The sequence below is a fragment of the Mycolicibacterium sp. HS_4_1 genome, assembly GCF_054515875.1.
Genome location: NZ_CM137261.1, coordinates 1,388,109 through 1,399,751, shown reverse-complemented (window position 1 = coordinate 1,399,751; position 11,643 = coordinate 1,388,109). Strand labels below are relative to the sequence as shown.

8 protein-coding genes and 2 rRNA genes are annotated in these 11,643 nt (G+C 62.3%); 5 read left to right on the top strand and 5 right to left on the bottom strand.

Going from position 1 to position 11,643, the window contains the following annotated elements:
• Positions 1-74: 74 nt before the first annotated feature.
• The gene (mce, locus tag ACX12F_RS06720) at positions 75-548 is read left to right on the top strand and encodes a methylmalonyl-CoA epimerase (protein ID WP_459368834.1); all 474 of its coding nucleotides are present in this window, start codon (positions 75-77) and stop codon (positions 546-548) included.
• 19 nt (positions 549-567) lie between these two features.
• On the opposite strand, the gene ACX12F_RS06715 is transcribed toward mce, so the two are convergent.
• On the bottom strand, positions 568-858 hold the full coding sequence (locus ACX12F_RS06715) for an Rv1322 family protein (RefSeq protein WP_459370265.1): 291 nt from the start codon (positions 856-858) through the stop codon (positions 568-570).
• Positions 855-1,535: an endonuclease NucS gene (gene nucS, locus ACX12F_RS06710; RefSeq protein WP_459368833.1), complete on the bottom strand. Its 681-nt coding sequence runs from the start codon at positions 1,533-1,535 to the stop codon at positions 855-857. The genes ACX12F_RS06715 and nucS overlap by 4 nt, the downstream gene beginning before the upstream one ends.
• Positions 1,536-1,599: 64 nt before the next feature.
• Here nucS and ACX12F_RS06705 point away from each other — a divergent pair, with 64 nt between their 5' ends.
• On the top strand, positions 1,600-3,201 hold the full coding sequence (locus ACX12F_RS06705; protein ID WP_459368832.1) for an adenylate/guanylate cyclase domain-containing protein: 1,602 nt from the start codon (positions 1,600-1,602) through the stop codon (positions 3,199-3,201).
• Positions 3,202-3,244: 43 nt separating this feature from the next.
• Positions 3,245-3,535: a hypothetical protein gene (locus tag ACX12F_RS06700; RefSeq protein ID WP_459368831.1), complete on the top strand. Its 291-nt coding sequence runs from the start codon at positions 3,245-3,247 to the stop codon at positions 3,533-3,535.
• A 1-nt stretch (position 3,536) separates the two neighbouring features.
• On the opposite strand, the gene ACX12F_RS06695 is transcribed toward ACX12F_RS06700, so the two are convergent.
• Positions 3,537-5,630: a DUF1214 domain-containing protein gene (locus ACX12F_RS06695; RefSeq protein ID WP_459368830.1), complete on the bottom strand. Its 2,094-nt coding sequence runs from the start codon at positions 5,628-5,630 to the stop codon at positions 3,537-3,539.
• Between the two features lie 166 nt (positions 5,631-5,796).
• Here ACX12F_RS06695 and ACX12F_RS06690 point away from each other — a divergent pair, with 166 nt between their 5' ends.
• Both ACX12F_RS06690 and ACX12F_RS06685 read left to right on the top strand, forming a co-directional pair.
• The gene (locus tag ACX12F_RS06690) at positions 5,797-7,317 is read left to right on the top strand and encodes a DNA-3-methyladenine glycosylase 2 family protein (protein ID WP_459368829.1); all 1,521 of its coding nucleotides are present in this window, start codon (positions 5,797-5,799) and stop codon (positions 7,315-7,317) included.
• Positions 7,314-7,823 carry a methylated-DNA--[protein]-cysteine S-methyltransferase gene (locus tag ACX12F_RS06685; protein ID WP_459368828.1) on the top strand — a complete coding sequence of 170 codons (510 nt, stop codon included), beginning with the start codon at positions 7,314-7,316 and terminating at the stop codon, positions 7,821-7,823. Before ACX12F_RS06690 ends, ACX12F_RS06685 begins: the two co-directional genes overlap by 4 nt.
• A gap of 94 nt (positions 7,824-7,917) precedes the next feature.
• Here ACX12F_RS06685 and rrf read toward each other — a convergent pair.
• Positions 7,918-8,031: ribosomal RNA gene (rrf, locus tag ACX12F_RS06680) — 5S ribosomal RNA — on the bottom strand.
• A gap of 141 nt (positions 8,032-8,172) precedes the next feature.
• A 23S ribosomal RNA gene (locus ACX12F_RS06675) occupies positions 8,173-11,279 on the bottom strand.
• Positions 11,280-11,643: the final 364 nt, after the last annotated feature.

Genomic DNA, 11,643 nt, shown 5'->3' with positions numbered 1-11,643 from the left:
CCAACAAATCTGTAACGGCTAATGTGGCCGATCACACAGGCGCAAATTCGGTCGTCTCAGGTTACCTTTACGTTATGACCACCGAACACGTCGATGCCCGTCCCGCGCTGGCCAGCGCCCTGGTGACCGCCATCGATCATGTCGGCATCGCCGTGCCGGACCTGGACGTCGCGATCCGGTGGTACCACGACCACCTGGGCATGATCGTCCTGCACGAAGAGGTCAACGAGGACCAGGGCGTCCGCGAAGCCATGCTCTCCGTCCGCGGCGCGCCGGTCGGCAGCGCCCAGATTCAGCTGCTGGCGCCGCTCGACGAGAAGTCGACCATCGCCAAGTTCATCGACACCCGCGGCCCCGGCCTGCAGCAGCTGGCCTACCGGACCAGCGACATCGACGCCCTGTCCGAGCGCCTGCGCGCCGAGGGCGTCCGCCTGCTCTACGACGCCCCGCGCCGCGGTACCGCCGACTCGCGCATCAACTTCATCCACCCGAAGGATGCCGGTGGCGTGCTGATCGAGCTGGTCGAGCCGGCCGCCGAAGCACACTGACGCGCCGCTCGCGCCCCAACTAGGACCACCTTCGGGTCGGTCCTCTGTTCCCCCGATTCGCCCAGCACGGCGTGTGCCAATGCCGTCGGTCTTCGGCGTCGTCGACCCGTAGCACCACCACATGCGCAGTGCCCGGGCGAATTTCGTGATCGCACCCCGGGCACCGATACGTCTTGACGGCACGCGAACCGGCAACCGGACGTACCTCGTAGTCGTATCCGTCGGGCCCGGTCTCCACCCGGCGCGACGACAGCCCGAGCAGCGGCGGCGGGTCGCGCCGAGACCGCTCCGGACGTCGCCGAGGCATCAGAACAACCGGAACTCGTCGTTGTCCATGCCGCGCATCTTGTCGTAGTCCAAAGTGACGCAACGGATTCCGCGGTCAGTCGCCAACGTGCGAGCCTGCGGCTTGATCTGCTGGGCGGCGAAGACGCCGGCCACGGGCGCCAGCAAGCTGTCGCGGTTGAGCAGGTCGAGATACCGCGTCAGCTGCTCGACGCCGTCGATCTCGCCGCGGCGCTTGATCTCCACCGCGACCGACGCACCGGTCTCGTCCCGGCACAGGAGGTCCACCGGACCGATCGGCGTCGGGTACTCCCGTCGCACCAACGTGTAGCCGACACCCAGCAGCTCGACGTGCTCGGCGAGCAACTCCTGCAGGTGCGCCTCCACACCGTCCTTGACCAGACCGGGATCGACGCCGAGTTCATGGCTGGAGTCGTGCTCGATGTCCTCGACGGTGATCCGCAGCTGCTCGCCGGCCTTGTTCTCGACGACCCAGACCAGAGCCGAAACCCCGTCCGCCGCCGTCTCCTCCACAGTCCAACACGGCGGCGTCATCCAGTTCAGCGGCTTGTAGGCACGGTCGTCGGCATGCACGCTCACCGACCCGTCCGCCTTGAACAACAGCAGGCGACGGGCTGACGGCAGATGTGCGGTCAAACGTCCGACGTAGTCAACGGTGCACTGGGCGATCACGAGACGCACCCGACCCACCTTAGGGGCACTGAATCCGGGTCCGGACTCGCCCCACGAACTAGGCTGACGCCCAATGACTGCGGACCAGACCGGGACGACGCGCCTGGCACGGCTACGGGAAGCCATCACCCCGCGTACCAGCTTGCAGGCCAGGCCCGAATACGGATCGTGGATTCTGGGGCGCGTCTCCGAAACCCAGCGCCGCCGCCGGATCCGGATCCAACTGATCCTGACCACGTTCGTGATCGTCGCGAACATGATCGGCGTCGGCGTCTCGATTCTCATCGAGACGGTGCTGTTCCCGACCCCCAACGTCTTCCGGTCCGACGTCTGGTGGATCACCACGATCGTGGCGCCGGCGTACATCATGCTCGCCTTCCTCGTCGGCGTGGTGTGGGCGACCAACAGGGTGATTCAAAGCGTGCGGTGGGCCATCGAAGAACGCACTCCCACAGTCGAGGACCAGCGCAACACCTTCCGGGCACCGGGCCAGCTCACGCGGGTACTGCTGTTCCTATGGGGCGCCGGCGCCGTACTGCTGACGACGCTGTACGCGTTGCACGACACGCAGTTCATTCCCAAACTGCTGCTGGGTGTCACGTTCCCCGGCATCGTCGTGTCCACCAGTTGCAACCTGTACACCGAGTTCGCGCTGCGCCCGGTCGCCGCCGACGCCCTGCAGGCCGGGCGCCCGCCGTCGCGGCTGGCCCCGGGGATCATGGGCCGAACCATGGTGGTGTGGGCATTCGGCTCGGGCGTTCCGATGCTGGGCGTGCTGTTGGCCGCGGTGTTCGCGCTGACCCAAAACACCCTCACGCCAACCCAATTCGCCTTCGCCGTGCTGGTGCTGGCGGTGTTCGCGTTGGTGTTCGGCGCGCTCTTGATGTGGATCGTGGCGTGGCTGACGGCAAGCCCGATCCGCATCGTGCGAGAGGCCCTCAGCCGCGTCGAGCGGGGCGACCTGACCACTGATCTCGTGGTCTTCGACGGCACCGAATTGGGCCAGCTGCAACGCGGATTCAACTCGATGGTGCACGGGCTGCGCGAACGTGAACGGGTGCGCGATCTGTTCGGCCGCCACGTCGGCCGCGAAGTCGCGGCCCTGGCCGAGCAGGAAAAACCAGAACTCGGCGGCGAAGAACGCCACGCGGCGGTGATCTTCGTCGACGTCATCGGCTCCACCCAACTGGTGACCAGCCGCCCGGCCGCCGAGGTCGTCGAACTGCTCAATCGCTTCTTCGCCGTGATCGTCGACGAGGTGGACCGCCACCACGGGTTCGTCAACAAATTCGAGGGCGACGCGGTGCTGGCGGTGTTCGGAGCGCCGGTGTCACTGCAGTGCGCCGAGGGTGACACGCTGGCCGCCGCCCGCGCCATCGCGTCACGGTTGCGCGACGAAGTGCCCGAGCTCCAAGCCGGGCTCGGCGTCGCCGCCGGGACGGTGGTGGCCGGCAATGTCGGGGCCAAGGAGCGGTTCGAGTACACGGTGATCGGCGAACCGGTCAATGCGGCAGCCCGACTGTGCGAGCTCGCCAAGTCCGTGCCGGGTCAGCTGGCGGCCGCCGCGGACATGCTCGACGCGGTCAGCGAATCGGAAAGAGTGCACTGGGCTTTGGGCGACACCGTCACGCTGCGTGGGCTGTCCGAGCCGACGCGGTTGGCCGTTCTCGCCTGAAATTCATAACTGCTTCACACAGATCCGGAGGATCATGGTGAGCATGAAGCGACATTCCGCCATGGCCGCCGCCGGCGCACTCGCCATGTCGTTCGTGCTCGCACCGCTCGCCGCTGCCGACATTTACGACACCAGCGGTTCGGCAGCTGACGTCATCAATAATCTGCAGTCCGAGGGCTACCTCGTCCACATCAACTGGACCAACGGCTTCGACGTCAAACCGCTCGATGTCTGCTGGGTCACCGGCGTGAACAACCCGGGCAATTTCAAACCCGGCGGGCCCGTGGCCGCAACCGTCTACGTCGACGTGCAGTGCCCCAACCACGAGTACTGAGTCACACCTGCGGGTAGGGCGCGAAGCGGCTGTCGAATCCGGCCTTGCGCTGATCGAGGGCCGCTTGCCGTTGTGCGGCAGTGACATACACGGTCCCGGGCGGCAGGACCGTGCTGAGGTCGCTCAGCGCGACCACCTGTGAACTCACCTTCGGCAGATCGGTGCCGGTCGTGTCGATGTCCTGGAAGCGGATCGAAATGGTGCCCTGGTTCAGTCCGCCCGTGGATACCCAGTTCGCCACGCCGGGGTCCGTCGGTGACACCACGATGGTGTAGCTGCCGTCCGGGTTGGCCACCGATTGGGCGATGTTGAGGCTGGTCTGCTGATCCCAGTAGTTCTTGGTGACGGTCCAGTCGTTGGTCACCGGTACGACGAAATAGCCCGCATCGCCGGGCTTGATGGTCAGCACCAGCGCCTCGTCGTTGGCCAATTGGAAGTACCCCGGGCTCTGGACCTGTGTCGACAGGAACGTGGCATTGCTCGCCGGGTCGGTGAACACGTTGGGCGCCTTCTGCTTTCCGGATGAATCGTGTGTGGCGACCGACATGTACTGCGGCTCCATCTGCAGTCCGAGGGCCAACACCACCGAGGCCTCCAGCCCCTTCAGGAACGTCGGCATCACCGGCAGCGGCGGGACGAGCGAGACCAGATTGGTCAGCATCGAATTACCGGCCACGAACGAACCAAGGCCGGGAATGGCGAAGCCACCGATCTGCGCGAACAAGCTGTCCGGAGGGCCACCGACCCGCTGGATCGACAGACTCATCGGAGACTGAGCATTCCAGTCTGACAACGTGTTTCGGGCTACGATCAACGTGGTGTTGGCCGGAATCTGAAGATGGTTGGTCTCGCCCTGAGCGGCCGGGCGCGAACTCACCGTGACCGCGAAGGTGCCGTCGGGGTTGATCTGCATGTCCTTGGCATTGAGCACCGCCGCTGTGGTCCCACCCAGGCCGGTCAGCACACTGAACGTGGTCTCGGCGGGCATCTGACCGGGCGCGAACTTGCCCGTGATGACGTACGTCGACGTCGAGTTGACCCCCATCATCCGGTAGATGGTGTCCGGATTGTCATAGAGAATCCGGGTACCCGTGACGGACTGACCGAACCAATCATGCGGCGGCATAACCATTTCCAGCACCGTCGGGTTCATGGAGTTCAGCAGTTGGTACTCCATGGCGGCCTGTTGAGCGTACTCGTTGACCGCTTGCCCCAGCTGGCTCAGGTTCCCCCGGTCGGGCCCGCCGGCCTGGGAGTACTGCTGCTTGGCATTGATCTGGAACCCAAACGTGAGGATCGCCTTCATGAGCTGCATCGGCAGCGTGTTGACGATGGCGTTGGCCTGATTCTCCGCGGCCAGCTGTTGGGACGTGCCGAGCACCGTGGCGGTGCTCGGGAGCGTCGTCGGCGCGGCCGCCAATGTCGTTGTCGCGGAGGATGACGCGTTCTCCCGCCGGGTGACGCCGAGCAGTGCGGACAATGCCGCGTTCTGCAGTGGCGCTATGGGGTTTCCGGACGCATTCGCCGTCCCGGTCCAGCCCACTGCCGCAAGCGCATGCGACACCGCCGAGGTCGTCGCAGCGATCGGCGCACCGATCGACGCCACGGGCGCGGCCACATGCACCCTCGGCACGGTGCTCACGGGTGCGTCCGCGTTCGCGACCGCCGCCACCTGCTCCTTCGAGGGCTTGTCAGCCGCCTGCACGGTCGGTGCGGTGGAGACCTTCTTGGTCGTGGGCTTCGTGTCAGAATCCGACACCTTGTCGGCCGAGTCCTTCGCCGACGACGGCTTCGCCACGTCCGTCTTGCCCGACGGCCGCTTCGACGACTTCTTCGCCGAATTCACTTCGCCAGAGGGCTTGTCGCCCCTGCCGGTCTTCGGGTTGTTCGCGTCAGATTTCTCCCCGCCACCCTTGGCATTACTCTCGCCCTTGGCATGACTCTCTGACGACGACCCACCGGCGTCGCCCGGCGCGGCGAATGCGACGCCCGGGCTGTTCGCCACGGCCACGCCAATGCCCAGGGCGACGGCCAACGCACCAACCCGGCCGACGAATCTGGCTGCGCCCGTGGGCAACTGCTCACGACTATTCATTGACCCGCGCCTCCCGTGCACCCCGACTAGAACGCGTTTCAGGTATAACAGGGCCGCACTCGCGCGTCAGCTATTTGCGAGACAAATGATTAAATATGTCTCGCGAGCCACGTTGATGTCGATTTTCCGCTAGTACTTGGCACGGCTGCATGCCATTGTCGAAGACATGTACGACGACTTCGACCGCTGCTACCGGGCAGTCCAATCCAAGGACGCCCGGTTCGACGGTTGGTTCGTCACGGCCGTCCTCACCACCGGCATCTACTGCCGCCCCAGTTGCCCGGTCCGGCCACCGTTCGCGCGCAACGTCCGCTTCTACCCAACCGCGGCCGCGGCGCAACGAGCGGGCTTCCGGGCGTGCAAGCGCTGTCGGCCCGATGCGTCGCCGGGGTCGCCCGAGTGGAACATTCGCACCGACGTGGTCGCCCGCGCGATGCGCTTGATCGCCGACGGCACGGTCGACCGCGAGGGTGTCACCGGGCTGGCCGCCAGGCTCGGCTACACCACCCGGCAGCTCGAGCGTCTACTCCAGGCCGAGGTCGGCGCGAACCCCTTGGCGCTCGCCCGGGCCCAACGGAGCCAGACCGCGCGGGTACTCATCGAGACCACGAAGCTGCCCTTCGGGGACGTCGGTTTCGCCGCAGGATTCTCCAGCATCCGCCAGTTCAACGACACCGTTCGCGAAGTATGCGCACTGACGCCCACCGAGCTCCGCCAACGGGCACAGGCACGGTTCAAACCAAACGAAACCACCGGCACGGGAACGCTTTCCGTCCGACTGCCGGTCCGCACGCCCTTCGCCTATGAGGGAGTGTTCGGGCATCTCGCGGCCGGCGCGGTGCCCGGCGTCGAAGAAGTGCACGACGGCGCCTTCCGACGCACCCTCCGACTTCCCAACGGCACCGGGATCGTCGGCCTGTCGCCCCGCGTCAACCACGTCCAGTGCACACTGGTCCTCGACGACTTCCGGGACCTGGCCACCGCCATCGCCCGATGCCGACGACTACTCGACCTCGACGCCGACCCCGAGGCCGTCATCGACGTCCTCAACGCCGACAGGCACCTGGCACCGATCGTCGCCAAGGCCCCCGGCCAACGAATCCCCCGCACGGTCGATGAGAACGAGCTGGCGCTGCGCGTGGTCATCGGCCAGCAGGTGTCCATGAAGGCCGCGGCAACGCATACCCGTCGGCTTGCGGTCGCCTACGGCACGACGATCGACGATGCGATGGGTGGCCTGACCCATGTCTTCCCTTCCGTGTCGCAGCTGGCCGAGATCGATCCCAGCCACCTCGCCTTCCCCGAGTCCCGTCGACGCACCCTTGTCGCATTGATCGACGCCCTCGCAGCCGGCACCGTTGAACTCGACGCCGGATCAGACTGGCTGCAGGCTCGTACCCAGCTGGCCGAACTACCCGGGATCGGACCATGGACAGCGGAGGTGATCGCGATGCGGGGCCTCGGCGATCCCGACGCCTTCCCCGCCAGCGATCTCGGAGTCCAGGTCGCGGCCAAACAGGCTGGATTACCGGACAATGCACGTCAACTGATCGAACACAGTGCGCGATGGCGCCCGTGGCGCGCGTACGCCACACAACATCTATGGACTTCCTTGGATCATGCGGTCAACCAGTGGCCGCCACTGACCAGAGACACGACGCAATCACCACAACAGGAGCAGGCATGAGCGCCACCTTTCAGACGCGGACGATGCAAAGTCCGGTCGGCACCATCACCCTCGCCGGACGCGATGGCCGGATACGACATCTGCGGATGGACGAACAAACCTACGAACCCAGCCACGACGGTTGGGAGCCCGACCAGACGGCATTTCAGGATGCGGTAGATCAACTCACCGCCTACTTCGCCGGTGACCTCCAGGAATTCGATCTGGAACTCGACCTCGTGGGTACTGGATTCCAGCGCCGCGTATGGGGCGCGCTGTTGACCATTCCCTATGGCGAGACACGGTCATACGGCGAAATTGCCTTGCAAGTCGGATCACCTGGTGCTTCACGAGCCGTGGGTTTGGCGAATGGGCATAATCCGGTGGGCATCATCGTGCCGTGCCATCGGGTGATCGGGGCGAATGGCAGCTTGACCGGATATGGCGGTGGATTGGATCGCAAGAAATTGCTTCTGGATCTCGAGAAAAGCCGGTCAGGAGCTGACGAGCCGACGCTGTTCGATTGATCGAATGACGTCGGCCGGCGCCGCGACTTGCGCGGCGCCGAAACGTAAAATGCCTCAGCCCCCGATTTTCATCGGGGGCTGAGGGCTAATTTGTGTTCGGCGGTGTCCTACTTTTCCGCCCGTGCAGGGCAGTATCATCGGCGCTGGCAGGCTTAGCTTCCGGGTTCGGGATGGGACCGGGCGTTTCCCTGCCGCTGTTGCCGCCGTAACTCTATTTAATTACGCCTCCACCGGGTGTTATTTGGTGGTGGGGTGTGGTCTGTTCGACTCGTATGTGGGTTGTGGTTGCGGGCACGATTGATGTGCAATGTTCTTCGTCTTGTTTTACACACGATTGGTTTTTTTGGGTGTGTGTAAGTTTTCGGCCGGTTAGTGCCAGTTCCCTAAACCCATTGCTGGGTGTGCAGGTCTGGTCTATCGATCCCGTGGTCTGCGGGGGGCCTTATCCCTCTAAAAGGGTGAGAAACCTGGTCTTGGAAGAGGTTTCCCGCTTAGATGCTTTCAGCGGTTATCCTGTCCGAACGTAGCTATCCAGCGGTGCCCCTGGTGGGACAACTGGTAGACCAGAGGTTCGTCCGTCCCGGTCCTCTCGTACTAGGGACAGGTTTCCTCAAGTTTCTGACGCGCGCGGCGGATAGAGACCGAACTGTCTCACGACGTTCTAAACCCAGCTCGCGTGCCGCTTTAATGGGCGAACAGCCCAACCCTTGGGACCTGCTCCAGCCCCAGGATGCGACGAGCCGACATCGAGGTGCCAAACCATCCCGTCGATATGGACTCTTGGGGAAGATCAGCCTGTTATCCCCGGGGTACCTTTTATCCGTTGAGCGACACCCCTTCCACTCGGGGGTGCCGGATCACTAGTCCCGACTTTCGTCCCTGCTCGACTTGTAGGTCTCGCAGTCAAGCTCCCTTGTGCACTTACACTCAACACCTGATTGCCGTCCAGGTTGAGGGAACCTTTGGGCGCCTCCGTTACATTTTAGGAGGCAACCGCCCCAGTTAAACTACCCACCAGGCACTGTCCCTGGACCGGATATACGGTCCGAAGTTAGAAGCCCAATACGATCAGAGTGGTATTTCAACAACGACTCCACACACACTGGCGTGTGCGCTTCACAGTCTCCCACCTATCCTACACAAACCGTACCGAACTCCAATACCAAGTTGTAGTGAAGGTCCCGGGGTCTTTTCGTCCTGCCGCGCGTAACGAGCATCTTTACTCGTAGTGCAATTTCGCCGAGTCTATGGTTGAGACAGTTGAGAAGTCGTTACGCCATTCGTGCAGGTCGGAACTTACCCGACAAGGAATTTCGCTACCTTAGGATGGTTATAGTTACCACCGCCGTTTACTGGGGCTTAAATTCTCCGCTTCACCCCCGAAGGAGTTAACAGGTCCTCTTAACCTTCCAGCACCGGGCAGGCGTCAGTCCGTATACATCGTCTTGCGACTTCGCACGGACCTGTGTTTTTAGTAAACAGTCGCTTCTCACTGGTTTGTGCCACCCCCTCCCGCTACCCACCGCAAGGGTGTTGACGGTATGGAGGTCCCCCTTCTCCCGAAGTTACGGGGGTATTTTGCCGAGTTCCTTAACCATAGTTAACTCGTACGCCTTAGTATTCTCTACCTGACCACCTGTGTTGGTTTGGGGTACGGGCCATGTGTGCACTCGCTAGAGGTTTTTCTTGGCAGCATAGGATCACCGAATTCGCCTCACTCGGCTATGCATCACCTCTCAGACATATGAACGACGGATTTGCCTATCGTTCGTCCTACAGGCTTACCCCGGTATTACCACTGACCGGTACGGCTACCTTCCTGCGTCACCCCATCGCTTGACTACTACCCACCAGGGTCCCACGCAGCCGGCAACACGTGATCCCCGAAAGGATCATCACGTGCCATTTGGATGGTTAGCACAATGGATTCATCACGGACGCACACACACGGGTACGGGAATATCAACCCGTTGTCCATCGACTACGCCTGTCGGCCTCGCCTTAGGTCCCGACTCACCCTGGGCGGACTGGCCTGCCCCAGGAACCCTTGGTCTTTCGGCGGGCAAGGTTCTCACTTGCCTATTCGCTACTCATGCCTGCATTCTCACTCCCACACCCTCCACAGCTCCATCACTAGGCTGCTTCACTGGATGCAGGACGCTCCCCTACCCATCCTTGCGGATGCCGCGACTTCGGCGGTGTGCTTGAGCCCCGCTACATTATCGGCGCACAATCACTTGACCAGTGAGCTATTACGCACTCTTTCAAGGGTGGCTGCTTCTAAGCCAACCTCCTGGTTGTCTTCGCGACTGCACATCCTTTTCCACTTAGCACACGCTTAGGGGCCTTAGTCGGCGATCTGGGCTGTTTCCCTCTCGACGCACGGAGCTTATCCCCCGCCGTCTCACTGCCACGCTTTTGTCTTACCGGCATTCGGAGTTTGGCTGACGTCAGTAACCTGGTGAGGCCCATCGGCCATCCAGTAGCTCTACCTCCGGCAAGAAACACGCAACGCTGCACCTAAATGCATTTCGGGGAGAACCAGCTATCACGGAGTTTGATTGGCCTTTCACCCCTACCCACAACTCATCCCCTCAGTCTTCAACCTAAGTGGGTTCGGGCCTCCACGCGGTCTTACCCGCGCTTCACCCTGGCCATGGGTAGATCACTCCGCTTCGGGTCCAGAACATGCCACTACACCCTTACGGGATACGCCCTATTCAGACTCGCTTTCGCTACGGCTACCCCCCACGGGTTAACCTCGCGACATGTCCCTGACTCGCAGGCTCATTCTTCAAAAGGCACGCCATCACCCCACGTAAACGAGGGCTCTGACGGATTGTAGGCACACGGTTTCAGGTACTATTTCACTCCCCTCCCGGGGTACTTTTCACCATTCCCTCACGGTACTAATCCGCTATCGGTCATCAGAAGGTATTTAGGCTTACCGAGTGGTCTCGGCAGATTCACAGCAGATTTCACGGGCCCGCTGCTACTCGGGAACACCATCAAGGCAGACATCGGGTTTTCACGTACGGGACTCTCACCCTCTACGGCAGGCCATCCCAAGCCACTTCCGTTAACCACGACATTTTTTTACTGCCCTCCAGCCAGGTAGAACTGGAAAGATAGGTCCCACAACCCCGCACACACAACCCCTACCCGGTATCACATGCATACGGTTTAGCCTCATCCGCTTTCGCTCGCCACTACTCACGGAATCACAATTGTTTTCTCTTCCTACGGGTACTGAGATGTTTCACTTCCCCGCGTTACCTCCCACACCCTATATATTCAGGCGTGGGTAACACGACATAACTCGTGCTGGGTTTCCCCATTCGGACATCCTCGGATCAACGCTCGGTTGGCAGCTCCCCGAGGCTTATCGCAGCCTCCTACGTCCTTCATCGGCCTCTGATGCCAAGGCATCCACCATGCGCCCTTAAACACTTACGACACAAAAAACCAATTGAAAACAAGAATCAAAATTGCACATCAACACACACAGAACAAGCAACCCAGAAACCGAAGCCTCCGGGCACCAATTCAGCGCGCATTAGATGCTCGCAACCACTATCCACGAATCAAACACCACACCCCACCACCAAAACCGGTGAGGCAACAACAACCCCCACCACCCCCAACGGGATGATGTCCCCCACCCCAAAGGGCGGAAGCGAACGGGCCTGTTGTCTCAGGACCCAACAGTGTGTCTGGCAATTCTTTCGATCAACGTGTCATCCCAGCTGATCAGCGTTCGTTGTCATATGCACCCGCCGGACAAGCCCACTACAGGCGCCGGCGACAATCCCAACCATGA